At 70.1% G+C, this 24,846-nt stretch carries 21 protein-coding genes; 5 read left to right on the top strand and 16 right to left on the bottom strand.

Annotated features, from left to right (window positions below):
- From ACFZP7_RS26180 to ACFZP7_RS26165, 4 genes are all read right to left on the bottom strand, one after another.
- Positions 1-1,077 carry a MerR family transcriptional regulator gene (locus tag ACFZP7_RS26180; protein ID WP_127434742.1) on the bottom strand — a complete coding sequence of 359 codons (1,077 nt, stop codon included), beginning with the start codon at positions 1,075-1,077 and terminating at the stop codon, positions 1-3.
- Positions 1,071-1,817, bottom strand: a complete 747-nt coding sequence (locus ACFZP7_RS26175; protein ID WP_019325875.1) for a HEAT repeat domain-containing protein — start codon at positions 1,815-1,817, stop codon at positions 1,071-1,073. The genes ACFZP7_RS26180 and ACFZP7_RS26175 overlap by 7 nt, the downstream gene beginning before the upstream one ends.
- A 259-nt stretch (positions 1,818-2,076) precedes the next feature.
- On the bottom strand, positions 2,077-3,294 hold the full coding sequence (locus ACFZP7_RS26170) for a hypothetical protein (protein WP_385636069.1): 1,218 nt from the start codon (positions 3,292-3,294) through the stop codon (positions 2,077-2,079).
- Between the two features lie 233 nt (positions 3,295-3,527).
- On the bottom strand, positions 3,528-4,502 hold the full coding sequence (locus tag ACFZP7_RS26165; RefSeq protein WP_385636066.1) for a helix-turn-helix transcriptional regulator: 975 nt from the start codon (positions 4,500-4,502) through the stop codon (positions 3,528-3,530).
- A 137-nt stretch (positions 4,503-4,639) separates the two neighbouring features.
- On the opposite strand from ACFZP7_RS26165, the gene ACFZP7_RS26160 reads away from it, so the two are divergent.
- On the top strand, positions 4,640-5,050 hold the full coding sequence (locus ACFZP7_RS26160) for a RidA family protein (protein WP_046248407.1): 411 nt from the start codon (positions 4,640-4,642) through the stop codon (positions 5,048-5,050).
- A gap of 70 nt (positions 5,051-5,120) precedes the next feature.
- Here ACFZP7_RS26160 and ACFZP7_RS26155 read toward each other — a convergent pair whose 3' ends face one another.
- Positions 5,121-6,551 carry a non-reducing end alpha-L-arabinofuranosidase family hydrolase gene (locus ACFZP7_RS26155; RefSeq protein ID WP_030969144.1) on the bottom strand — a complete coding sequence of 477 codons (1,431 nt, stop codon included), beginning with the start codon at positions 6,549-6,551 and terminating at the stop codon, positions 5,121-5,123.
- 658 nt (positions 6,552-7,209) lie between these two features.
- Here ACFZP7_RS26155 and ACFZP7_RS26150 point away from each other — a divergent pair.
- Positions 7,210-8,643, top strand: a complete 1,434-nt coding sequence (locus ACFZP7_RS26150; protein WP_385636063.1) for an endo-1,4-beta-xylanase — start codon at positions 7,210-7,212, stop codon at positions 8,641-8,643.
- Between the two features lie 160 nt (positions 8,644-8,803).
- Here ACFZP7_RS26150 and ACFZP7_RS26145 read toward each other — a convergent pair whose 3' ends face one another.
- Together ACFZP7_RS26145 and ACFZP7_RS26140 are read right to left on the bottom strand one after the other, a co-directional pair.
- Positions 8,804-9,094: a toxin gene (locus ACFZP7_RS26145; RefSeq protein ID WP_385636060.1), complete on the bottom strand. Its 291-nt coding sequence runs from the start codon at positions 9,092-9,094 to the stop codon at positions 8,804-8,806.
- Positions 9,091-9,285: a hypothetical protein gene (locus ACFZP7_RS26140; protein WP_385636057.1), complete on the bottom strand. Its 195-nt coding sequence runs from the start codon at positions 9,283-9,285 to the stop codon at positions 9,091-9,093. The genes ACFZP7_RS26145 and ACFZP7_RS26140 overlap by 4 nt, the downstream gene beginning before the upstream one ends.
- 193 nt (positions 9,286-9,478) lie before the next feature.
- Here ACFZP7_RS26140 and ACFZP7_RS26135 point away from each other — a divergent pair, with 193 nt between their 5' ends.
- The gene (locus ACFZP7_RS26135) at positions 9,479-9,724 is read left to right on the top strand and encodes a hypothetical protein (protein ID WP_385636054.1); all 246 of its coding nucleotides are present in this window, start codon (positions 9,479-9,481) and stop codon (positions 9,722-9,724) included.
- Positions 9,725-9,800: 76 nt separating this feature from the next.
- Here the strand turns inward: ACFZP7_RS26135 and ACFZP7_RS26130 are convergent, their stop codons facing one another.
- A complete protein-coding gene (locus ACFZP7_RS26130; protein ID WP_030969150.1) occupies positions 9,801-10,637 on the bottom strand; it encodes a GIY-YIG nuclease family protein in 837 nt (278 codons plus the stop codon).
- A 115-nt stretch (positions 10,638-10,752) separates the two neighbouring features.
- Between ACFZP7_RS26130 and ACFZP7_RS26125 the strand changes: the two genes are divergently transcribed.
- Together ACFZP7_RS26125 and ACFZP7_RS26120 are read left to right on the top strand one after the other, a co-directional pair.
- A complete protein-coding gene (locus tag ACFZP7_RS26125; protein WP_385636050.1) occupies positions 10,753-12,144 on the top strand; it encodes a DNA cytosine methyltransferase in 1,392 nt (463 codons plus the stop codon).
- A complete protein-coding gene (locus tag ACFZP7_RS26120) occupies positions 12,141-12,959 on the top strand; it encodes a very short patch repair endonuclease (RefSeq protein WP_385636047.1) in 819 nt (272 codons plus the stop codon). The genes ACFZP7_RS26125 and ACFZP7_RS26120 overlap by 4 nt, the downstream gene beginning before the upstream one ends.
- On the opposite strand, the gene ACFZP7_RS26115 is transcribed toward ACFZP7_RS26120, so the two are convergent.
- The 8 genes from ACFZP7_RS26115 to ACFZP7_RS26080 form a co-directional block, all read right to left on the bottom strand.
- On the bottom strand, positions 12,940-13,071 hold the full coding sequence (locus ACFZP7_RS26115; RefSeq protein WP_385636044.1) for a hypothetical protein: 132 nt from the start codon (positions 13,069-13,071) through the stop codon (positions 12,940-12,942). The two genes, ACFZP7_RS26120 and ACFZP7_RS26115, sit on opposite strands and share 20 nt — an antisense overlap.
- Before the next feature lie 105 nt (positions 13,072-13,176).
- Positions 13,177-13,557 carry a hypothetical protein gene (locus ACFZP7_RS26110; RefSeq protein ID WP_385636042.1) on the bottom strand — a complete coding sequence of 127 codons (381 nt, stop codon included), beginning with the start codon at positions 13,555-13,557 and terminating at the stop codon, positions 13,177-13,179.
- A gap of 336 nt (positions 13,558-13,893) precedes the next feature.
- Positions 13,894-15,258: a sigma factor-like helix-turn-helix DNA-binding protein gene (locus ACFZP7_RS26105; protein WP_385636039.1), complete on the bottom strand. Its 1,365-nt coding sequence runs from the start codon at positions 15,256-15,258 to the stop codon at positions 13,894-13,896.
- Positions 15,259-15,267: 9 nt separating this feature from the next.
- Positions 15,268-15,867, bottom strand: coding sequence for a hypothetical protein (locus tag ACFZP7_RS26100; protein WP_030969159.1), 600 nt, complete (start codon positions 15,865-15,867; stop codon positions 15,268-15,270).
- The gene (locus ACFZP7_RS26095; protein WP_385636036.1) at positions 15,864-17,519 is read right to left on the bottom strand and encodes a DEAD/DEAH box helicase family protein; all 1,656 of its coding nucleotides are present in this window, start codon (positions 17,517-17,519) and stop codon (positions 15,864-15,866) included. Before ACFZP7_RS26095 ends, ACFZP7_RS26100 begins: the two co-directional genes overlap by 4 nt.
- Before the next feature lie 5 nt (positions 17,520-17,524).
- Positions 17,525-19,873 carry an ATP-binding protein gene (locus ACFZP7_RS26090; protein WP_385636033.1) on the bottom strand — a complete coding sequence of 783 codons (2,349 nt, stop codon included), beginning with the start codon at positions 19,871-19,873 and terminating at the stop codon, positions 17,525-17,527.
- A gap of 1,413 nt (positions 19,874-21,286) precedes the next feature.
- Positions 21,287-22,639 carry a class I SAM-dependent RNA methyltransferase gene (locus ACFZP7_RS26085; protein ID WP_385636031.1) on the bottom strand — a complete coding sequence of 451 codons (1,353 nt, stop codon included), beginning with the start codon at positions 22,637-22,639 and terminating at the stop codon, positions 21,287-21,289.
- A 77-nt stretch (positions 22,640-22,716) separates the two neighbouring features.
- Positions 22,717-24,780, bottom strand: coding sequence for an APC family permease (locus ACFZP7_RS26080; RefSeq protein ID WP_019325866.1), 2,064 nt, complete (start codon positions 24,778-24,780; stop codon positions 22,717-22,719).
- Positions 24,781-24,846: the final 66 nt, after the last annotated feature.

The raw sequence follows: 24,846 nt of genomic DNA, 5'->3' as shown, positions 1-24,846 counted from the left end.
TCACCGCGCGTCGCTCGGCCGGCCGTCACCCCCCGAGTCTACGGGCGGTGGATCATCCCGGTCCTCGGCGGACCGCTTGTCCAGCACCCCGACGAAGGCCGAGGCGACCAGGGCGACGGCACGGTCGTCGTCGCGGGCCAGCCCGCGCAGTACCTCCAGCGGGGCGTCCCCCGACAGCTCGACCAGTGCCTGCGCCAGGCGGATCCGCGTCGCCGGGCCGGCGGAGGGGGCCGCCAGTTCACCGACCAGGGCGGCCATGATCCGCTCCGCGCGGTCGGGGTCCCGGGACAACGCCCCCAGGACCTCGGCCGCGTCGACGTCGTTGACGCCCTCCACCACCATGCCGACCAGGGCCGGGACGGCGGCGCCCACACCACGTCCGCCCAGCGCCAGCGCCGCCTGCCCGCGCACCGTCGGGTCCGTGTCCCCGAGCACCTCCTCCAGGGCCTCCGAGGCCGCTGGGGTCTCGGGCAGCGCGGCGATCGCCAGCACCGCGCGCCGCCGTACGTCGGCGTCGTCCGAGTGGAGGCCGGCCGCCAGGGTCGCGAGTCCGTCCCCGTCCGACCGGGCGAGCGCCCAGCGCAGGGCACCCGCGACGACGGGGTCGGACTCGGACAGGACGGCCCCGGCCAGCAGCTCGGCCGGGAGGGCGGCGCCCTCCGGCCGGCCCAGCACGGTCTGCTGTCTGCGCGCGGCGCTCGCCGAGTCGAGGCCCTGCATGAGGGAGACGACGTGCAGGACGTCCTGCCAGTCGGCGGGAGCCGACGCGTCGATGGCGCGGAGCCTCGCCAGCAGCTCCCGTTCCCGTTCCAGTCGGTCCTCCGTCCACCGGATGAGGTCGCCGACCAGGGCGGACGGTGAGAAGGCGGGATCCTCCAGCGCGCGCCCGATCTGCTTGAGCGACAGCCCGAGGGAGCGCAGGCTCTCCACGTGGAAGATCCTGCGGACGTCCTCGGCGGAGTACGCGCGGTAGCCGCCGACGGTGCGTCCGGTCGGCCGCACCAGCCCCAGGGCGTCGTAATGCCGCAGCATGCGGGGGCTCACCCCCGAGCGCCGGGCCACTTCACCGATCAGCACTCGGCGGTCTCCGGGGTCTCGTCGGGCTCCACGGGCCTCGCCGTCTCCTCGTCGGACGCGGCGGCGTGCGCGGGGCCGAGGGCGACGATCCGCTTCGCCTCCTCCACGGCGGCGTCGAAACCCGCCTCCGGGTCCCGCCGGAGCAGTTCGGTGGCGCGGGCGTGCGCGGCGACCTCCGGGTCGGGGGACGCCGACGCCTTCGCCAGGACGGGCTCCGTCACGTCCCCGAGGTCGATGAGGGCCCGGCTGAGGCTGAGCCGCACCTCGCGGTCGCCGCGGCCGAGCTGTCCGGCCAGTTCGCCGGCCAGGTCCTCCTTCTCCTCCTCGGGTACGAGGACGACGGCGACCCGCCACGCGGTCCGCGCCACCTCGTCGTCGGCGTCCCGCAGCATGCCGCGGGTGATCCAGGCCCACGCGCTCCGGTCACCGATCTTGGAGAGCGTGTGCAGCGCCTGGCTGCGGGCCTGGGCGCGCTCGGCGCCGAGTTCGCGGCGGACCCGGGGCAAGGTGACCTCCGGCGGGAGCCGGGTCAGCGCCCAGGACAGCATGTCCCGCACGAAGAAGTCCGGCTCGACGGCGCACCGCCCGACGAGCGCCTCCAGGAAGGCCGGGTCGGGGTGCGTACCGGCCGCCAGGGCCGCCTGGAGCCGGACCGACCCGTCCTCGGCGCTCAGGGCTCGGGCCACACGGGTGTTGCGGTCGGTTCCGTCTGTGGTGTTGATCGGGACCACCTCCTGCACCCAGGGCACACCTTAACAACGTGTCAAGGTCAAGCCCGGCCGCGCAGCCGCTGGGCGCGGGGCGTCCTCATCGGAGGTGTTCTGGCCGCCATGACCGCCATGACCGCCGTACTGACCTCGCCCTCCCGCCGGCCTCCGCCCCCCCCGGCCGCCGGACACGCACCCGCAGCCACATGCCCCGCACCCGTACGCCCCGCGGTGGACCGACCCCGCCCCGCCCGCCTCGCGGTGGACCGCGACCGCCCCGCCCCGCCCCGTCTCAGACTCCTTCTGCCGCTCCCCCGGGTACCCGAAGCTCCGGCTCCGCCCGCAACCCGTCGACGTCCACACCGCTCTCGGTCAGGACCCGCGCGACCTCCGCCGCGGACGCCGCGTCCGTCCCCTTGCCGTCCAGCAGGGCAGCCAGCAGATGCGTCGTGCCGACCGTCGGCGAGCCCTGGGCGGAGGCGGTGAGCTGCGTGACGTGCAGGAGCCGTTGTTCGAAGTCGGCGGGGCCGGTGTCCTCCGGGGGCGTCTCCTGGGCGACCCCGGAGGAGGGCAGCAGCACGCGGGCAAGAGCACCCTGTCGTGCGCCGTGGCGGCGCAGGAGTTCCGCCCCCCGGTTCGCTCCCGCCAGTTCCCCGGGCAGCTCGCGGCCCGCCACGGCCAGCGACCGGTCCAGCGCCAGGATGCCCAGCAGCAGATCGACCGGCTCCGTCCGGGGCGCCCCGCGCCGCACCGCCCCCCGCCGTGCCTCCGCGCGCACCGCGCCCACGACCGCGGAGCCGAACCCGGCGCCGCCCCCGGACACCCAGGCCATGACCTTCCGGGTCAGCGGATTACCGCTCTTCCCGAACGTCCCCGCCTTGCGCATCAGCAGCACCGGACCGGGCTCCGGCGCTTCGTCCCTCCCCCGCAACGCGTCGAGCGCCGCCGCTGCAGCCGCGATGTCCAGCTTCTCCAGCACCAGGGCCTCGCGGGCACGCGTATCGGGCAGCTCGACCAGCGCCCGCGCCACATGGCGGACGCGCACGGACACGGTGCCCTCCTCCCGCGCGGCCTCCAGCGCCCCGCGCAGACAGGAGCGCAACGCACCGGTCATCGGCGGGAGTTCTACACCGTGCGGCGTCTCCTCCTTCCGGTTCTTCCAGCGCAGCCTCTCGGCCTCCTCGTGCCGGACCTCGCGCCAGACGGCGTCGATCTCCCGCTCGTCGTCCGGGCTTCCCTCCGTCCCGTCCCCCTTGTCTTCGCTGACCCACACCGACGTCCCCCGGCTCCCGATCGAGCCGCCGAGTGTCCCGGAGGCCCTCGTCCCGGGGGCGATCGCGGAACCCGCGGCCCAGTCACCCGACACGAGCGCGTACAACAGACCTTCGGTGCCGACGTCCGCGCGTTCCTGTCTGCCCACCGCGCGCACCGTCTCCAGCAGCAGCCTGACGGCGTCCCTCTCGAATTCCGTGGTCAGGCCCGCGTCGCGGTCGGACGTTCGCTGGTCCATCGGTTTCCCCTCCGTGGTGGTTCCTTGCCACCAAGGACGCCGTTCCGCGCTCTCCGGCTCCGCGCAGCCCGACCGTTCACGATTTTCGGCCGGAACACCGCATGCCTCCGTACGGGCGGACGAGCGGACGGGCGCATGGACGGACGGGGCGGACAGGGCGGACAGGGCGGACGGGGCGGACGGGGCGGACAGGGCGGACGAGGCGGACGGGACGGACGGGACGGACGCAACGTTCAGGCCGATGGCCGGTAGCGGGCCGCGACCGCCGCCGCCCGTTCGTGCAGGGAACTGCGCAGCCACTGCGGGGCCTCCGCCTCCGCGTACGGGGCGTGCTGCCACAGCGCCCATTCCGCGTGCCGTGCGTCCTGGAAGACGACGTGCAGCCGGAGCCGGCCGTCCTCGGTGGTCTCCTCGGAAGCGACCGCCAGGGCGGTGGCGACCAGGTGCTCCCGGTGCGCGGGGTCCACGCGGACCGCCACGGCGATGTTGTCCCCGCCGGTCCGGAACCGCACGTTACGTTCGCGCCAGGCCCGGTCCAGGTCGACCGTCTCCGAACGCCGCGCGGGCTCGTCCAGCTCCTCCGCGGCCAGGACCCGGCTCAACCGGTAGGTGCGGTCCTCGGTGCCCCGCCTGGCCAGCAGATAGCCCTGGTCCCTGACGGTGACCAGACCGATCGGGTCCACCGTGCGCCACTTCGGGAGCCGGCCCACGGCCTCGTAGTGGATGCGCAGCCGGTGCCCGGCGAACACCGCGCGCCGGATCTCGGCGGCGATGGAGTCGGAGATCTCCTCGGGGGCCACCCGCCGCGAGAGGAGATCGGTCTCCGGATCGATGAGCAGCCGCTGGGCCGCTCCGGCGGCGGTGTCCCGCAGCCCCTCGGGCAGCGCGTCGACCACTTTCAGCACGGCCGAGGCGAGCGCCAAACCCAGTCCGAACAGCTGCGCGCCGCGCCGTGATCCGGCCACCACGAGGGCGAGCGCCTCGTCGTGGTTCAGGCCGGTGAGCGCCGTCCGGAAATCCGGCAGCAGCGCGAACCCGCCGTGCCGCCCGCGCTCGGAGTAGACCGGGACCCCCGCCGCGGAGAGCGCCTCCATGTCGCGCAGCACCGTCCGGGTCGACACCTCCAGCTCACGGGCGAGTTGCTCCGCGGTCATCCGGCCCCGCTGACGCAGCAGGAGCACCAGGGAAACCAGCCGGTCGGCGCGCATAAAAAAAACCCTAGCGAAATACATGACCAGCGGTGTCACGTTTTCCTGGCAGGTTTCCTCGCACGACGTCAGAGCCCAACGATCGCCCCAGCCGTGGGCATGGGCGGCGTCACGCAGCGATGGGAGCAGATACGGCGATGGAACGTAACGCGGTCAACCCGGTGCCGTGGTCGGTCGAGATGGGCTTCAACCAGGGCGAGGTCGTCTCCGGGCCCTCACGCACGCTGTATATCTCGGGCCAGACGGCGATGAGCGAGGACGGCAGGCCGGAGCACGACGGTGACATGGCGGCACAGCTGGCGCTGGCGACCGACAACGTCGAGGCGGTGCTCGCCGAGGCGGACATGACCCTCTCGAACCTCGTGCGGCTCAACGTCTACACGACCGACGTCGATCTGCTCTTCCGGCACTACGGTCTGCTGGCGGGCCGCCTGGCAGCCGCCGGCGTCGCGCCGACCACCACCATGCTCGGGGTGACGCGGCTGGCGATCCCCGGTCAGCTGGTCGAACTGGAGGGCACCGCCGTCTCTCCCGCGAGCCCGCACTGACAGGTGAGAGGAACCCCGGCCGTCGCACGGCCGGGGTTCCTCATGCCACGGTCACCGTGGATCGGGAAGGTCAGCGTCGCAGGGTGAGGACGCCCGGCCGCCACGGCAGTCGGTTGTACTCGCCGCCCGCGTCAGGGGCCTTGCCCTGGTACAGGAACTGCAGGTTGCAGGGGTCGATGGTCATGGTCTGGTCGGGGTTGTCGCGGACCAGGTCACCGTGGCTGATGTCGTTGGTCCAGGTGGCGCCGCTGTTGGCCTTGCCCGCGAAGGGGTTGCTCTCGGTGGCGGCCTGCGGGGTCCACGTCCCGTTCAGGCTGGAGGCGGTGAAGGAGCGGAAGTAGCGCCCGTTCGCGCCCATCGCCTCGACGATCATGAGGTACTGGTTCTGGCCCTGGACCTTGTAGACCTGCACACCTTCGAACAGGTTGGCCTTCGTGTCGCTCATGATCGTCGTGTACGACGATCCGAAGTTGCCCGGGAAGTTCCCGATCGGCATGCTCGCCCGGTAGATCTTGCCGTTGTCACCGGCGAAGAACAGGTACATGTTCTGGCCGTCGGCGATCAGCGTCTGGTCGATCGGGCCGGTGTCGGAGCCGGAGATGCTCCCGGTGAACAGCGGCTGCGGGGAGGACCAGCCGTTGGGGTTGGTGGGGTCGCTCGACGTGCGGTAGATGAAGGGCCACGAACCCCACTGGTAGGCCAGCACCCAGATCTTCTTGGGCGCGAAGTAGAACAGCGTGGGCGCCACCGCGGCCTGGTTCATCGCGGTCTGGCCGGCCGACGCCATGTCCGACCAGTTGGTGAAGGGGCTGAACATCATCGAGCCGTACGACGACCCCGAGAAGTTGGACGCGTAGACCAGGTGCTTGCCGTTGTGCGTCACGGTGGTGAAGTCCTTCACCGCGTCCCACCCGTGCGCCGGCTGCGCCAGTACGCCCGTCGACGTCCACCGGTACGTCGACGGCAGGGCACACGGGCCGTCCGTCGGCGGGGTCCCGGACAGGCCGGTCCACTTCTGGTTGCTGCCACCGGTGCACGTCCACAGCTGCACCGCCGCGCCGTTGGCCGTGGCGTTGTCCTTCACGTCCAGGCACAGTCCGGACTCCACGCCGACGACCGTGCCGTCGGAGTTCACCCGCCACTGCTGGTTCGCGGCACCGCTGCAGCTCCAGATCTGCACCCGGGTACCGGCCGTGGTCGCGTGACCCGGAACGTCCAGGCACTTGTCGCCGAACACGGTCAGCTGGCCGGCGTCCGTCAGCGTCCACTGCTGGTTGGCCCCGCCCCAGCAGTCGTAGATCTGCAGGTACGTGCCGTTGGTCTGGTCGGCGCCCAGCACATCGAGACACCGGTTCGAACCGACACCGCGCAAGGCGCCGCTGGTGGCCGCCTGGGCCGGGGAGGTGGTGGCGACGAGCAGTGCCGCCAACGCGGCCAGGGCCGCCACCACGGCGGCGAGCGCCGCAGACGGATGACTGCGGCTCAGACTTCCTCTGTGCATGGGAACTTCCTCACCCTTGAGACGAAGAGAGCACCGACAACGGATTGACAGGAACATGACATACACACCACGGAACACATGGAGCACCACCCGCCCTGCCGCACGAGGGAGCGAGTCCCCTCATTCGAAATACCGAACGACATACGAAGTGTCGAGCAACCTGAATGATAGGGAGCCGAGGAACGGCGTCAATACTTCTCGCACACGTCGCCACGGGAACCGAAAGATTCGACGCGCCCGCTCCACGAAAGGTCACACTTCCCGCCACCGACACCTGACCCTCACCCCGCCACCCCCACCCTCCTTCCCCCACAGGCGGCGAAACCCCAGGTCCACGGCCCACCCCTCGCCACATCGAAAGTTTCGGACATCCAACGGAAACTTTTTCTGCCCAGGGCATTGACGATGCCTCATCAACGCCTCGATCATTCCTGTCTGGAAAACCGGCCACAGCTCGAGATCTCGAACCCCCCACCCACCAGATCCGCGCACCTGTGTCGAAGACCGTCCCGTCCCACGACCGCTGTGTCCGGTACTTCCGTGCCACCCGGGTCCCGGCCGGCCCGCCCCGTCCATCCGCCCGACCGCCGAAGGGGAGCGGACGACGCACACCCCACGCTCCGGTCCCTTCCGTGATGTCCACTTTGGAGGCACAGCAATGGGCTCCTACGCCCTTCCCAGATCCGCCGTTCGCCGCAAGATCCGCGGCCTGCTGTTGGCGCTGGTCATCGGCGCCACCGGTACGGCCACCGCCCTGGTCACGCCCCCGACCGCACACGCCGCCGAGAGCACGCTCGGCGCGGCGGCGGCGCAGAGCGGCCGCTACTTCGGCGTCGCCATCGCCTCGGGCAAGCTGGGCGACTCGGCCTACACGTCGATCGCCAACCGCGAGTTCAACTCGGTGACCGCCGAGAACGAGATGAAGATCGACGCCACCGAGCCGCAGCGGGGCCGGTTCGACTTCAGCGCCGCCGACCGCGTCTACAACTGGGCGGTGCAGAACGGCAAGGAGGTGCGCGGTCACACCCTGGCCTGGCACTCCCAGCAGCCCGGCTGGATGCAGAGCCTGAGCGGCGGCGCGCTGCGCCAGGCGATGATCGACCACATCAACGGCGTGATGGCCCACTACAAGGGCAAGATCGCGCAGTGGGACGTGGTGAACGAGGCGTTCGCCGACGGCAGTTCGGGAGCCCGACGGGACTCCAACCTGCAGCGCACCGGCAACGACTGGATCGAGGTCGCCTTCCGCACCGCGCGCGCCGCCGACCCGTCCGCCAAGCTCTGCTACAACGACTACAACGTCGAGAACTGGACTTGGGCCAAGACCCAGGCCATGTACAACATGGTGCGGGACTTCAAGCAGCGCGGCGTGCCGATCGACTGTGTCGGCTTCCAGGCGCACTTCAACAGCGGCAGCCCCTACAACAGCAACTTCCGCACCACCCTGCAGAACTTCGCCGCCCTCGGCGTCGACGTGGCCGTCACCGAACTCGACATCCAGGGTGCCTCGCCCACGACCTACGCCAACGTGGTCAACGACTGCCTGGCCGTCTCCCGCTGCCTCGGCGTCACCGTCTGGGGTGTGCGCGACATGGACTCCTGGCGATCGGGGGACACGCCGCTGCTGTTCAACAACGACGGCAGCAAGAAGCCCGCGTACACCTCCGTCCTCAACGCGCTCAACGGCGGCGGCTCCACGGAGCCCCCCGCGGACGGCGGACAGATCAAGGGCGTCGCTTCGGGCCGCTGCCTGGACGTGCCCAACGCCGCCACCACCGACGGCACCCAGATCCAACTGTGGGACTGCCACACCAACAGCAACCAGCAGTGGACGTACACCGACGCGGGTGAGCTGCGGGTCTACGGCGACAAGTGTCTGGACGCCGCCGGCACCGGCAACGGCGCCAAGGTCCAGATCTACAGCTGCTGGGGCGGCGACAACCAGAAGTGGCGCCTCAACTCCGACGGATCCATCGTCGGCGTCCAGTCCGGCCTCTGCCTCGACGCGGTCGGAGCCGGCACCGCCAACGGCACCCTGATCCAGCTCTACTCCTGCTCGAACGGCAGCAACCAGCGCTGGACCCGCGCCTGACAGGACCTGCCACACGAAGATCACCGAAACCCGTGAGGGCCGCCCCCACACCGGCAGCGGCCCTCACGGCCTGCACGCTCGCCCGACTGATCCGTGTCCTCCGTCTCCCAAGTCCCCGACGCGGGTGGAGGATCCGCTCCTCCACCCGCGTCGCCCAACGTCAGGAAACGGGGAACCATGTCGCGAGGCTCTTGGCCATGGCCGGTACGTCGGTGGTGTCCTGCGCGACTTCCTCGACAGACGGGCCGGCCACGGAGACGGACGGCGGGACCGCACCGGCGCAAACGCCGTTGCACCACAGAAAGACACGCATGGCGAGCCAGGCCGTGGGCTTGTTTCCGTCGATCAGCGCGTGATTGCGGGCCATGTCGCGGACGCCGTGCTCGGTCCCGTTGACCGCCCGGGCGATGGCCAGGATCTCGTCGATCTCGAGGCACCGCACGTCCGTCACTTCAGGTAATCCAGAACCTCCGCATCGCTGTCCATCAGCTCGGCCAGGACGTCATCGACCTTCAGCTCCGCCCGGTTCTGGGCGTCCCGGATGGCTTCAATGGCAAGCACCTGCTTGCTGCGGCCCTCCCGACGAGCCCGCTCGGTGAGCTTCGCGTCAAGGTCGTGGGGGAGCCGGGGCGTCATCGCCATTCGGGCAAGATACCAAGCCGGTATCGAAGCGGGTGGGGCACTGCGGGCAGAGAGAAGGCGTCGCCCATGCAAGCAACCCTCATGGACAGTATGTGAAGTCATCATCACCCCCAGCACTGACAACACTGTTTCTCCTTTGACCGCTTGCGGCCTGGGGGTGCCTGGGTTCGCTCGAACGCCGGGACAACTCCCCTTGCCCTCTTCAGGACTCCGACGGGAGAACCCGGGCCTCGCGACCACCGACCAACCGGCCTGGGCCATCGGCCTCTCCACCGACGTGCCGCCCGAGATCCTGGAGGACCTCACCTTCAACCTGTCCCTCGCGACCGATCACCGCGCCGCCGAGTCACGCTCGGAGACGTCCATGGTCGCGCCGACGCCTCCGGGGGCGTCGGCGTCGACTCCCCAGAGGGGGGCGCTCGGCGGCGGCCGAGGGTGACCGCGCGCCGACCCGATCGAGTCGTTGACGACCCGGCGCGGCGGCCTGGGTTGCGTGGGGTCCCTGGCCGGCGCCGCTACTCGGTTTCTTCGAGGTCCTCAGAGGTGAGTGGCGCGGTGGACTTCTCCGGTTCCTGGTCGACGGCTTCCCCGGCTCGGTAGTACCGCGACGCGCTCTTGTAGCGCTGGTTCTCCTCATACATGATCACGTAGTTGAGGAGCGCGGTGATCTGCCAGGAGGCCGGCAGCGCGGCGGACGCGACCCGCAGCGCCTCGTCCGCGGTCGGTTCCCCCTCTGGGACCCGCAGGATCGTGCCCCCGTGGCCGTCGGGCTCCTCGTAGCGGAAGTTGTACGGCAGCGCGGCCTTCAGGCTTCTCAGGTACGAGCGCAGGTCCACATCGCCCGCGGGGAGGCCGTGGAGCCGCGCCTCGAGGTTGATCGGGTACTGGACGTCGAAGTGGTCCTTCTTGAGGACCGTCCTGTCCCGCCTCCGGCCCGGGTCCTTGCTCCCGAACCCGCTGTTATTCCAGGGGATTCCACCCCTGCTCCGGTGGTGGTTGATGAGGAGCTGCTCGGGGGCCAGGGCCGAGAAGTCCTCGTCCACGTACAGGCAGCGGAACGAGATGTCCGCCAGGTGGATGTTGCGGCGGCCCGAGAGCTTGCGCAGGTGGTTGCGGAGCCGCCCGGGCAGCCCCTTGTGCCGCCGGTCCGCCTTGCCCACGTAGACGAGCGCGCCTTTGTGGTAGAGCTGGTACACGCCCGGGCGTTCCTCCAGCGCCGCGAGGTTCGGCTCGCTCAGTTCGGCGCTCCCGAGCCTCTCCAGCGCCTCGGCGAGCTGGTCCCCGAGTGCTTTCGTGATACTCAGGCGGAAGTGGTCGTGGAACTCCCTGCGGCCGTCCGTGCTCTGCGTCATCGTTCTCTTTCCTCGCGCCAGGGTGGCGAGGACACTCTATGAGGTTGCACACTTCTCGCTCACTCGTTCGAGTGAAATGCCCTGCGAACCGGCCATTCCGCGGTACGATTCGGCCATGGGTGACCAGCCAGAAGAGACCAAGATCCCGCGCGACCGGACAAGCGTGGAGCTGTTCGCGGGCGGGGGCGGCCTCGCGATGGGGGTCCACCGCGCGGGGTTCCGCCCCCTCCTGTTCAACGAGTTCAACAATCGCGCCTGCGAGACCCTGATCGCCAGTGCCGGCCGGGTGCTCGGCGATTCCGGGCTCGTCCTGACCCGGGACACCGCGCCGGTCCCCCCGGCCCCCGGCAAGCCCGCCCCCCTGTACCCGGGTGACGTGCGCGAGCTCGACCTCCGTAAGTTCGAGGGCGAGGTCGATGTCCTGGCCGGCGGGCCGCCCTGCCAGCCGTTCAGCGCCGGCGGTGTCGCGAAGGGCGACGAGGACAAGCGGAACATGTTCCCCGCCGTCTTCAACGCCGTCCGCGAGATGCGGCCCAAGGCCGTCATCTGTGAGAACGTCCGCGGACTCCTCCGGCCCTCATTTGCTGGTTACTTCGAGTACATCAAGAACGAGCTTCGCCTACCCTTCATGGAGCGCGACCCCCGGCGGACGTGGCAGGAGCACAACCGCTCGCTGATGGAGGCCCTGGGTGAGCCGGACCCGATGTCCCACGGCCTGGACGTCGACGGCGGCCTCCCGGTCGGGGACCGCGACCCCGATCGCTACCGGGTGATCGCCTTCCCCGTCAACGCCGCCGACTACGGCGTTCCGCAGGTGCGGAACCGCGTGGTCATCGTCGCCTTCCGGGCCGACCTCGGCGTCGACGTCGTCAGGGACTTCGCCCACGAGGTCAGGGCCCATCCCTTCTCGCAGGCCGCCCTCTACCGTTCCATGCGGGACGGGTCCTACTGGGACCGCCATGACGTCGAGCCTCACGTCAGGGAGCGCGTCATGGCGCGCCTGCCCCGGGACGTCGAGGACGACGGGCGTCGGCCATGGCTCACCTTCCGGGACGCGATCAGGGGTTACCGCGCCGACGGCGAGCGGCTTGACCCGCTGCCCGAGGTCGACCACGCGCGACTCGACGAGAAGCGCGACTTCGGCGAGGGTCTCTTCACCGGGCACATCGGCTGGCCCGGCGCCCGGATCTACAAGGGCCACACCCCCAATGAGCTGGATCGCCCCGCCAAGACAGTGAAGGCCGGGGTCCACGGTGTCCCGGGCGGTGAGTCCGTGATGGAGCTCGACAAGCGTGTCGAGGACCCGTCCGCCCCGGGCGGCTGGCGCTACCTCCACCGGTACATGACCGTCCGTGAGACGGCCCGCGTCATGACCTTCCCCGACAAGTGGGTCGGCTGCGGCCCACGCGGCGAGCAGATGCGGCAGCTCGGCAACGCCGTCCCGGTGGTCCTCGGCGAGTTCTTCGCCAGGGCGGTCTCGCACGCCTTGGACGCGGCCGGACAGTGACGCCCGCGACCCGGCCGGCCGAGCGCGCCGGACGATGGAAGGAGAGCCTCCCTCCCGAGGGCGCCTACAAGCGACGGGCCGGCGCGGCCGCGCCGGCCGTTGAGCAGGACCGCGCCGCTGGCGGACGCCACCGCCGCGCGGTGGACCTCGGCAACGGCCGCTACGCGCGCGCCTCCATCGCGTTGAAGCTCTACCGGCGCACGCGGCGCATCCGCGCCTACCTCCGCTGGTCGTGCGATGGCGTCACGCGGGAGCGCTACGTCTGCGAGGTCGACTACCTCACCCGCGGCGAGAACCTGGCCGAGGCGTGGCGCCAGGCACGGCTGATGGGTCTGGTCACCGATCCCCCGCCGCCCGAGGGCTCCACGGCGTCCTCCCAGGCCGTCCGGGCCGTCATGCGCGCCAACCGCGGGAAGGACACCGCACCGGAGCTGGCTCTGCGCAGGCTTCTGCACGCGAGCGGCCTGCGCTACCGGGTTGACGCCCGCCCTGTGCCCCAGGTCCGGCGCCGGGCTGACCTGGTGTTTCCCGGCGTCAGGGTGGCCGTCTTCGTCGACGGCTGCTTCTGGCACGGCTGCCCGGAGCACTACCGGCCCGCGACCCGCAACGCCGAGTTCTGGCAAGAGAAGATCGAGGGCAACAGGAACAGGGACCGCGAGACCAACGAGATTCTCCGGGCGGCCGGTTGGAGCGTGATCCGTGTGTGGGAGCACGAGGCCCCGGAGACGGCGGCCGAGCTGGTCTCACGGGAGGTTCGGGCTCGGCGATCGGGTTCCCGGTCCTCGCCCTCTCTCGTTAAAGGGGACGGCCGCTGAGCAGGTCGTCCACGGCGTCCGCCAGCCGCCGCAGTACGACCTTCCCGTCCTCCGTGCTCACCGCCATGACCTTCTCACCCAGGTTGAGGCCGGCCTGGACGAGAAGGCTCACGGGCAGCAAGGGTGCCATCCTCCTGGATGACCACTTCCTGCGGGTCCTGGATCACACGGACAGTGTCCCACTGCCCCATGGCGGGTCACCTCCCGGACGCACTCGTCAGAGATGGGCGAACTGGGGCTGGCCGATCCAGCCGTCGGTGAACACCGGGTGGACCTTGAGGAAGGCGATGGTCTCCCTGCGTTCGTCGCCTGTGCGCAGGCGCCGAACGCCCTTGGTGACGCCGGCGAGCCGCCGCGTCACGTCCTCCACGGTCTCCTCACGGATCCGGCCGTGTTCGTCGGCCGCCGCGACGTCCAGGCGCAACTCGTCGCCCAGTCGGTTCCTGGCGTCGGCGTTGTAGTGGACCGGGCTATCGCCGCTGATGATCCGCACAGCCGTGACCATGCTGGCGACGGCGCTCCGAACGCCCCCCGCGTTCGGCTGGTCGTTCAGTACCCGCATCCGCCGTCCGCCCGGCGACACATGCTCGCCCGCCATGGTCCGGAACCGTCGTCCCCACTGACCGCGCGTCCGGATATTCCTCGCCTCCGTGCCAGAACACGTGCTCCTTCCCCATTCCGTCCGGCACCTCACGCAGGACGGGGAGCACCGGCAGGGTGGCGGTGGGGCGGAGGTCTTCGGCGTCGCGCCAGGTCGTGCTGACGTCCACGTGGCTGAAGACGAAGACCGCTGTCGGGGAGACGTCGGCGGGGGCGGCCCGCTTGTGCAGGACGACACACGGGTCGCCAGTGCTCGCCAACGTGACGTGCGCGTCGGGGATAACCTCGTCGTAGCGCATGGTCCTTCTGTCCTTACCGTCGGATTTCGCTGCTGTCATGTCATCAGCCGGGCGTGAGGCGCGCACGGCGTTTCGTCAAGTCCACTTGGGGAGTCCACCAGAGCGGTCTGGCACTCCCCCTCCGCGCAGCCGTGACGCACTCGCGCGGTACCTGACGCGAGGTCGAGGATCACCGCCAGGACGCAGCCCTCCACGACGCCGAGCTCGATGGCGTGACGGCGGAGGGTGGAGACCTGCGCGAAGCTGGCCGCGCGGGTGACGGTGAGCGGCGCGTGCCCCCCGGCCGTGGCGAACGTGCGGCGCATGGGGGTCTGCCGCAGCCCCAGCCTCCAGGTCAACCACGAGTGCACACGGACACCGCTGCCCCGCAGGACGTCCCTGTCGACCGGGATCCGCAGACCAAGGACGTCACCCCGCACGGCCATCGAGTCCGGCCTGGGCGGTTCGGGTTCCTCGATCGGCTGGGCCCCGCGTGCGACGAGGTCGATCAGACCGTCAGGCGTCCTTCCGATCTGGTCGCTGAGGAGACACTGCCGGAGCCTCGACGCGCTCACCGGGTATACCTGCCTGACCTGCGTGAAGAGGGCTCTTTGGGTGATCGGCCCCTTCTCGGTGACCACCGCCACAACCGCCTCGATGGCGTTGCCGTACGGGGCGACACGCAGGTGCGACCACTCGACCAGTGCCCACGTCCCCTCTGGCCGGGCCTGAACGAAGCGGTCGTCACGCCGCAGCCCTTCTCGTGCCGCGGCGACGGACGTCACCCCCATGGGTTCGACCAGCTCCTCCGCCGGGCAGGGACGTCCGGCGTCAAGGAGGTGGAGGTAGGCGGAGTCACGTCTTCTCAGCTTGCGACGGACCCAGTGGCCGGCCTCGTCGCGGACGACTCGTGACCGAGGGTCGCCGAGGAGCTCGGCGACGTCCACCCCTTCGGGTACCCCGACGACGCGCGCCTCCTCGTCCAGGCCGTCCCCTCGTACGGGAGCCCTGTCGACCAACCGCGACAGCCTTCGGTCGAGCTCGTCGGGGTCTGTGGTCCACCAGCCTCGCAGCGGGCCCGCCCACGTCCGCGGTGCCCGCAAACCCGCCTCGGCCAGGAGCACCTCCAAGATCACGTGATCCTCCGCGCGCAGGGCGGCCGCGAGATCCTCCCTGCGAACGGCGGGAGCGGCGCCGACCTGCTGGGCGACGGCGCGCCACGTCGGCGTCACCGAGTCGGCCATGAACGCGAGCTTTCCCTGCCCTTCACTGATGATCTGCCGGGCCCTCTCCCGAGTCATCCCGAACCTCGCGCCAGCCTCCTCCAGGGAGTGCCCCGCCGCCCGGGCCTCGATGACCCCTCGGGCCCTGTCGTCGAACACCGTGTCCCATGCCTTGGTCAACCACTCCCGCAGCTCCATGACCGCCCCTTACATCTCCTGGAAGTAGATGACCCGCACGCCCAGGAACCTGGCCACGCGGTCATGCAGGGCCTTGTCCTCACGTTTCACGGGAGAGGAGAAGGGCTCGACGACGCAGATCGTCCAGGGCGCGGTCTCCCCGCTCGACCGGTCGAGGACTGCGGGCCACACCAGGTGCTTGAAGCTGCCGTTGGGGCCGATGACGAAGTGGAGTTCGTCGTCCTCCGCGCCCATCCTGCGGACCTTCGCTCGCGTGGGCTTCTGACGCTTGGAGCCGGGAACGAGTTCCCACTCACCGCCCAGGGACTTCTCGATGATCTCCTCAAGCGTCGCGGCCGGCTGACTGACGTACTTCGAGTACCTGTGGTCGCCTCGAAGCGCCCGCGGGTACTCCTTCATCGCGATGTCCTTGAGCCACGGCCGGATGTTCGCCGCGCTGCCCAGGTGTCCGACCAGGCGGCCTCCGATCTTCGGGTCGTCGGTCCATCTCTGGTAGAGGAGCGTGTGCTCGTCGTCGCTCTGGGCGAACCAGTCGGCCTTCGCCGCCTGCGAGTAGACGAGCCGCAGGACGGCTTCCTCGACCTCGGTCGGGATGTTGTACTTGCTCACTGGATTCCTTTCGGCATGGGGAACTGAAGACGGACCTCGTCCGCTGCGGTCTCGAGGTCCGCGGCGTCCTGGATCCACATGTCCATGAGGGAGCCGACGGTCTCGTCCTGGAACTCGATCCGCGAGGCGTGCGGGAGTTCCAGGTGTTCGGCCTCCGTGGCCTCCAGGGTCCGGCGGAGGTTGAGGGCCGCCGCGGCGCGGCGGATGTCCGTCACGAAGTCGAGGACCTTGAGCGCCTTCTTGTTGGGACTCAGGCGCAGCCCGCGGCCGAGCTGCTGGACGAAGATCCTTCGACTGTGGGTGACGCGCAAGAAGGCGATCAGGTTCACGTCGGGTACGTCGACGCCTTCGTTGAACACGTCCACGCATGTGATGACGGGTACGCGCCCGAGACGGAACTCGTTGAGGAGGATGTTGCGGTGCCGCTTGGGCAACCCGCTGTGCAAGTAGGAGGCGTTGACCCACTGCGGGTCGGAGACCGAGAGGAACTCCGCCATGTGCTCGGCGTGTTCGATCGTCTGGCAGAAGACGATCGCGCGGGGCTCCACGGTCTCCCGCCAAGCGGCCCGCAGATGCTCCACGATCTCCTCGTCCCTCTGCGGGAGGAAGAGGTGACGGTTCAGGTCCTTGATCGAGTATCCGTGGCGACTGATGTCCCTGACGGTGTCCCAGTCGACCCCGTCGGCATAGAGACGGTAGTCGACAGCGGCCAGAAATCCCTTGGCCATGCCCTCGGCGATGCCCATGGTGAAGCTGGGATAGCCGAAGCGCGCGGTGATATCGAACTTGTCGCCTCTCCACGGGGTGGCGGTCACCCCGAATTGGGCCGCAGCGGAACACAGATCGAGAAGTTCCGCAAACCTGCCAGTCTCCGCGACGTGGTGGGTCTCGTCGATCATGATGAGGTCGGGCCGGTACCCGTTTCGGGCGGCGGCGAGCGCGGACTCGACGGTCGCGACGACCACTCCCTCCAGGTTCCTGGGCTTATCCTCACCTGTGAGGAGGCGGGTGGGGACGGTCTTCGGGATGTGCCGCCACAGCGCCTTCTCGAGCTGTTCGACCAGGTCTCGCATGTGCGCCACGACGAGGACCTTCGCCTGGGGCCGCGACGCGAGGAGGTTCCCGATGACTTCCCCGCCCACGACGGTCTTGCCCAGACCTGTGGCCAGGACGAGGAGGGCCGAGCCTTCGGCCGCCAGGTCACGCTCGATGGCCCGGACCGCGTCGGCCTGGTACGGCCTCAGTTCGTACGGGCTAGGCACCCGCTCCGGCATGCGCTCGCCGATGGTCTGGAGCGTGGCACCGTGCCAGAGCGCGATGTCTACGCCGATACCGGCCAGGTCCCGGCGACGCGCCTCGGCCGTGGCGGTGATGTTGGTGTTGGTCGCCAGGACGGCCTTGTCCGCGCGGTAGTGGGTGCGGGCCCGCTCGAGGTCGTCGACGCCGACGTGGTCCGCCGTGCCATGCGCCTTCCACTTGCTCTGGAACACCCACTGCTCACGGTTCCGCACGGCCAAGAGATCGGCGCCGTGGTCGTTGGCACCGTCCACGACACGGACATCGTGGAACCCCAGGTGCCACAGCATCCTCTCGAGGGCCTTGGTGAGCCCCGCCGGGCCTCCGTCACGAAGCTCGGCGGGGGACAGGAACACCGCGCTCACTCGTCACCGGCCAGCGCGTCGGCGAGCAGGGTGACGCTGAGACGGGCACGCTGCAACTGGAGGACAGTGGCCTCGTCGGCGAAGGTTCCGATCGTGGCCACGTCGGCGAGGTAACCGGTGACCAGCGCCAGACTCAGGGAGCGGGCGGCCGGCGACTGCACGGTTGCGTACGGGCCCCGGAAGACGTGGCCGTCGAGGAACACCTCGGGCATGGCCTCCACGAGGCGGACCAGGGCCAGCGGGGGGAGGTAGGTGATGAATCCGGCGTCCTCACCGAGGGATCCGACCGCGCCGACGCGCCCGGACGCGATCATCGACGACTCGATGGCGTGCTGCTCCTCCTCGGTCAGGCGGTCGAACACCTCCCGGTAGGCCCCGGTGCTGTTGAGCTCCGCCATCGCGCGGCTGCGGATCTCGTTGAGCAGGTCGCGTGCCTCGGCGCCGACCGTGGTGCCGTCCAGCGCGCTGTCCTTCAGGGACTCGGCGCGGATGCCGGCGAGGAGCTGGGACGGGGCCCACGGGGAACGCGAGCGGACCTTCAGCAGCGGGGCGAGTTCCGCGAGGAGGAGGTCCGCGTAGTCCGCGCCGAACCTCTTGAAGACCTCGTGCTCGGTGTCGAGGAAGGCGACGAGCTCGTTGCCCGCGCGCTGGTCAAGGAGGACCGGGACGGCCGCGCCCGTGTCGTCATGAAGGCGCTCGCCGTTCTTCAGCAGCCGGGTCTCCACGTTCAGGTAACCGAGGTCCGGGTGACCGAACGGACGACTGAGGTAGGAGTGCCGCGTCGAGGTGGCCTCGTAGCGGGCCAGGCGCTCGCTGCGGGTCTCGGTCTTGGGCTTCACCACGGTGGGGGCGCCGCCACCCGCCTCCGGGCCGGGAGCCGGGGTGGCCACGGGCGTGGTGCCGGACGCGGGCGCGTCGGCGGGCACGCCGAGGGCGTCCAGGACGGCCTGCTCGTCGGCCTGGCTGGGGACACTGGCCTCGGTCTTGGCCTGCTTACCCTTGTTCTTGATCTCCTCGTGCTCGAGGACCGCCTGCCACCAGCGCTCGTCGGTCTGGAAGTCCGGGTTGCCCCTCTGGAATTCCTGGCCCCAGCGGCGGGTCTCCTCGTGGATGGGCCTGCGGCCATCGCCGGGCACCAGGCAGCGGAGACCGGCGTCGTTTCGGCGGTATCCCTTGTAGAGCTGGGCCAGGGGGCTGGTGTTCTCGGGGTAGCCGAGGGACTCGGCTCGCTTGGGCTGGAGCGGGGCGACGCCACGCAGCAGTTCCACGGCGGTGCGCCAGCTCCGGTCCGCGTACTCGAAGGCGTCCTTCTGGTAGGTGACGGGGACGTGGTCGAGGTGAATCTCGCCGATGACGCGGCCGCCCTGGTGGGCGAGTTCGACGGGGTACTCGGGGTCCTCGTTGCCTGGCACGCCGTCGGGGTTGTTCCAGGTGAACAGCTGCTTGTCCCAGCGCAGGATCTTCCGGCCGTTGCGGAGGAAGTCGATGCCGTAGTCGGTCTTGTGGAGGTAGCGCTGGATGCCGAGCCAGCCCCAGATGCGGCGCTTCCGCCACGACAGCCTGTCACTCCCGCAGTCGGAGCAGACGTCACCCTGGGTCAGCTGCCACTGACCGCAGTCGGAGCAGGCGATGCCGTCCTGCAGCTCCTCGTCGATCTCGATGTAGGCGGGGATCCGCTCCTTGCCGTTGTACAGCACGGAGCGGTCGTCTCCCCAGCGGCAGTGCCGGACCGGCTTGACCTTGGTGCCGCCCACATAGAGCTCGAAGCCGCGCGCGTCCAGGATCCACGAGTAGACGGAGCCGAGCACGTTGCGGAGCAGCGATCCGTTGCGGCGGAGCCATTCCACGCGCTTCCCGTGCAGCCGGTCGATGATGATCCTCGTCCCGTGCTGGGCGGGGTCACTCTTCGGCTCGGTGATGTCCGTGGCCTCGAAGTCGTCCTTGATCTGGTCGAGGTCGATCTCGACACCGATCCACTCGGTGTCACCGGGCCGCGTCGTCAGGACGCGGGTGCGCTTGCCCAGGCGAGCCGTGGCCACGTTGAAGCCCATGCCGAACAGGCCGAGCTTGTCGTGCATGTCGTTCCCGGACCAGCCTGCCCGTACCGCCCGCTCGAGTCGCTCATAGTCCATGCCTCGACCGGTGTCGGTGACGACGAGTTCCCCACTGGAAGAGGAGGGCAGAGAGACGCTGACCCTGTAGCCGTCGGGCCACTCGGCCCCGGACCGGTCGATCTCGCTGAAGTCGTCGAAGGAGTTGTCGACAAGCTCGGCCACGCACTGCCACTCGTCGAACTCGATCTCGCCCAGCATGCGGAGCACACGGGCGGAGGGGGTGATCTTCACTCGGGCTGAAGCCTCTCTCCGAGAGAACCGACACGCTCAGGGCCGCCGCGTCCGCCAACGCAGGGCGAAGCAGCCCGACTCGGACGAGTCGCGCGTAAACCCAGAGCGTATAGCCGCCCACTGACAACCCGTCCGCTGTCGCGGAAACCCCGCAGGACACCTCTGCGTGTGGCACGCTGACCGGTGCCGCGGCACACCTCCCGACATCTCAAGGATGAGGGGGGACTGCGGGGTCCCCAGCTCCAGCCTTGATGCGGTCATGCCTCGCACCGCAGTGTTCAAGACCGGGTGGAAGCGAGGGCTTCCGACGAGAGCGCAGCTACGCGCCCACTCCGATCTCCGCTACCCTGTTGGTGCCCTCTTGGCGTGAGATCCCACAGGGCGTTCTCTGGCAGAGAACCGCAGCAGGACCGCCGTCCGCGCGGCGCACACCCCGCGGACGGCACCACAGATGGTGTCCGCCGTCCCTGCTCCTCCGCGTTCTAGGAGGCTCCCGATGCCTCGGGACCACCGCCCCCCCGCATCCGCACGTCCCGATCGCTCCAGCGCGCCCGAGCCGACGCCTGAAGGAAAACCGCCGTTCCTGTCGCAGCGCACCGCGCTGATCCTCTTCATGGCTGTCAGCATCGGTGTGAGCGTGGGCCTGCTGCCCCTCTCCGCCGGGAACAACCCGGCGGTGGCTGTGATCGCCGGCCTCATGGCCGCCGCGGGCAGCGCGCGCGAGCCACCAACCCTTGGAGCAGCAGGAGCGACCTGCGGCGCAACGCAGACGGCATCACCAGGTGCTGGTCATCGTCCCTGAGCGCAGCCACAGCCGGATGAGGGCGCACCAGCCGCGCGGGCACGTGGACCGGACCGCTCGCCGCCGACCGCTGACTGCGCGTTGGGATGCGGGCCCTCCGCAAGGAAGAACTCCAGGCCGAGCCCACCGTACGGAACCTTCTCGATACGGCGACCTTCCGGCTCCATGCCGTGCCGCTTCGCGTGCTTGACGACGCGCCGCCACTCCGCGACCTCGTCGTCGCTCGGGTCCGTGAATCGAACGCGTCCTTCAGCCAAGAGCCGCTCGACCAACTCCTGCGCTTTCGCCCTCCGCGCCTGAGCGACAGGACGCTCGCTGTACGACGACGATGAATCGCTCGGCACGGCGGCATCGCCACCCTCTCGAACGGCGCAGGTGCACGGTCATAGGTGGCACGTACCGTACGCGCCGACAAGCGCACCCACCCGGCGATCCGACGCGCGCGTTACCCCTCGGGCAGGACCGTGGCCGCCCACGCACGTTCCTCAGCCCACGTTGCAGCCCAGGCCACAGCATCCCGAGATCACCTGACACACCATCAGAACGAGCGTCAAATGAGCGTCAAGATGTCGCCCGTAACGCCCATCTCGCACACCGAGTAAAGCCGCAGGTCAACGGCCCTTTTCGGCAGGCTCAAGGACCGCGACACACTCCACATGATGCGTCATCGGGAACAGGTCGAACACCCGCAGCGTCCGCACCCGGTACCCCCCGTCCCGGAAGTACCCCAGGTCCCGGGCCAGTGCTGCCGGGTCGCAGGCCACGTAGGCGATCCGGCGTGCCCCCAGCGACGACAGGTGCTGCACCGTCTTGCGTCCCGCGCCCGCGCGCGGCGGGTCCAGGACGATGAGGTCGACCTCGTCGATGCCCGTGCGCGGCAGGACGGACTCCACCTTGCCCTGCTCGATCCGCACCCGGTCGAAGCCGGCGAGGTTGTGCCGGGCGTCCTCGACCGCGCGCTCGCCGGACTCGACGCCGAGGACGGCGCCCTTGTCGCCCACCCGGTCGGCGAGGGCGCCGGCGAAGAGGCCGACGCCGCAGTAGAGGTCGAGGGCCATGTCGCCCTTGCGCGGCAGGAGGCCCTGCATGACCGCCTTGACGAGGGTGTCGGCGGCCTTGGGGTGGACCTGCCAGAAGCCGCCGTTGCCGACGCGGTAGGTGCGGTCGTCGGCGCGTTCGCGGACGAAGGGGCGGCCGTGGACGCGGTGGACGCCGCCGTCCTTCTCGCCGACCCGCATGACGGAGACCGGGCGGTCCAGTTCGACGATGGGCAGGCGGGCGCCCGGTCGCGGGGTCAGGATGACCTGGCGGTCCTGGGAGCCGGTCGCGGCGATCGCGTCGACGGACTCCATGCCCGTCCAGTCCCGCGCCTCGATGCCCAGCTCGCTGACACCCTCCGCGGCGATCATGCAGTGGTCGATCGGCTGGACCTCGTGCGAGCGGTGCTTGCGCAGGCCCGCCCGGCCCTCGGCGTCGACCGCGTACTGCACGCGCGTGCGCCAGGACGGGACCTGGCCGGCGGGCACCTTGTCGCCCTCGGCCGGCATCACCGTGCCGTCCCAGCCGGCCTCCTCGGGGGTGAGGCCCGCCAGGCGCTTCAGCTGCTCGGCGACGACCTCGCCCTTGAGGCGGCGCTGAGCGCCCGGCTTGGCGTGCTGCCAGTCGCAGCCGCCGCAGCGGCCGGGACCGGCGAAGGGGCAGGGCGCCTCGATGCGGTCCTTGGAGGCGTCCAGGATCTCCACCGCGTCGGCGCGCAGGAAGCGTGCGCCCTCCTCGCCCTCCGTCACGCGGGCCACGACCCGCTCGCCGGGCAGGGCGTGCCGTACGAACAGCACCTGTCCCTCGGACGTACGGGCGATGCAGTGGCCGCCGTGGGCGACGGGGCCGATCTCGACCTCGTACTCCTCCCCCACCAGCGAGACCCCCCGGGACTCCGCCTGCGATTTCATCGGTTCTGCGTGCATGGCGGGTGACTCCAGAGAACGGGACGACAAGGCACGGCCGCCGGAAGGCGGGCGCCGGAGGACAACAGCCGACCAGTCTACTTCGACGGCGAGGACTCCTTGGCCCGGTCGGACTGCGCCGGCCCCCGCCGGACCGCGCCCGGCGCGCTCCAGTCCTGCCGCTTGCGGGCGCGCCGCTTGGCGGCCTCGGAGGACTGGAGCTGGTACGGGACGGAGGTGACCATGACGCCCGGGGTGAAGAGCAGGCGGCCCTTGAGGCGCAGGGCGCTCTGGTTGTGGAGCAGGTGCTCGTACCAGTGGCCGACCACGTACTCGGGGATGATCACGGAGACCGCGTCGCGCGGGGATTCCTTGCGCAGGCTCTTGACGTACTCGATGACCGGTCGCGTGATCTCGCGGTAGGGCGAGTCCAGCACCTTCAGCGGTACGGCGATGCCGCGCCGCTCCCACTCCTCGCGCAGCGCTTTGGTCTCGGCCGGGTCGACGTTGACGCTGAGCGCCTCCAGGGTGTCGGAGCGCATGAGCTTGGCGTAGGCGAGAGCCCGGAGGGTGGGGCGGTGGATCTTGGAGATGAGGACGACCGAGTGGACGCGGGAGGGGCGGACCATGTCGTCGGTCTGCCCTTCTTCCGGGTCCTCGGGGGCCGCGATCTCCTCGGCGACGCGGTCGTAGTGCTTGCGGATGGCCGTCATCGTCGCGAAGAAGATGCACATGCCGAGCAGGGCGACCCAGGCACCGTGGGTGAACTTGGTCGCCAGGACGACCACCAGGACCAGGCCGGTGAAGAAGGCGCCGAAGGCGTTGATCGCGCGGGAGCGGATCATGCGGCGCCGGGCGGCCGGGTCCTTCTCGGTGGCCAGGTGACGGTTCCAGTGACGGACCATGCCGATCTGGCTGAGCGTGAAGGAGACGAAGACACCGACGATGTAGAGCTGGATGAGGCGCGTCGAGTCGGCTCCGTAGATGAAGACCAGGAGCATCGCGGCGCCGGCCAGGAGCACGATGCCGTTGGAGAAGGCCAGGCGGTCGCCGCGGGTGTGGAGCTGGCGGGGCAGGTAGCGGTCCTGGGCGAGGATCGAGCCGAGCAGCGGGAAACCGTTGTACGCGGTGTTCGCGGCGAGGAAGAGGACGAGCGCGGTGGCGGCGGCCAGGACGATGAACAGGAAGCTGCCCTCGCCGAAGACCGCCTCGGCGACCTGCGAGATCACCGGGTGCTGCACATAGTCCGCGCCGAGCGGGACGCCGTCGTGGAAGAGGTCCTTGGCCGGGTTCTCCGACATGCGGACGTCGGTCGCGGCGGCCAGCGCGATGATGCCGCAGAACATGGTGACGGCGAGCAGGCCCATCAGCGCGAGGGTGTTGCCCGCGTTCTTCGACTTGGGCTTGCGGAAGGCCGGGACGCCGTTGGAGATCGCCTCGACGCCGGTGAGGGCGGCGCAGCCGGAGGAGAAGGCGCGCAGCAGCAGGAAGACCAGGGCGAAACCGGCCAGGCCGCCGTGTTCCGGCTTGATCTCGTAGTCGGCGGTGGGGGCGCGCATGGTGTCGTCCAGGACCAGCCCGCGGAAGGCACCCCAGGCGATCATGATGAAGACGCCCGCGACGAAGACGTACGTCGGGATGGCGAAGAGCGTGCCCGACTCCTTGACGCCGCGCAGGTTCATCAGGGTCAGCAGCAGGATGACGGCGACGGCGCAGAGGACCTTGTGCTCGACCACGAAGGGGATCGCGGAGCCGAGGTTCTCGATGCCGGACGAGATGGAGACGGCGACGGTCAGGACGTAGTCGACCAGCAGGGCGCTCGCGACCGTGAGCCCGGCCTTCGGGCCGAGGTTGGTGTTCGCCACCTCGTAGTCGCCGCCGCCGCTCGGGTAGGCGTGCACGTTCTGCCGGTAGGAGGCGACCACGGTGAACATCAGCACGACGACCGCGACCGCGATCCAGGGGCTGAAGTGGTACGCCGACACGCCCGCGATGGACAGGACCAGCAGGACCTCGCCGGGCGCGTAGGCCACGGAGGACAGCGGGTCGGAGGCGAAGACGGGGAGGGCGATGCGCTTCGGCAGGAGCGTTTCGCCCAGCCGGTCACTGCGCAGTGCGCGCCCGATGAGAATCCGCTTGGGCACGTCGGTCAGTTTGGACACAACAGAGGATCGTAAGCGTTCGAACGGGCGCGCGCCCACCCGCCACCCCCGATCGGCTCGCCGTCT

It is taken from the genome of Streptomyces sp. SudanB5_2050 (assembly GCF_964272335.1).
Lineage (GTDB): Bacteria > Actinomycetota > Actinomycetes > Streptomycetales > Streptomycetaceae > Streptomyces > Streptomyces rochei.
Note: the sequence above shows the minus strand (reverse complement) of the source record. Positions and strands in the feature narration are given on the sequence as shown.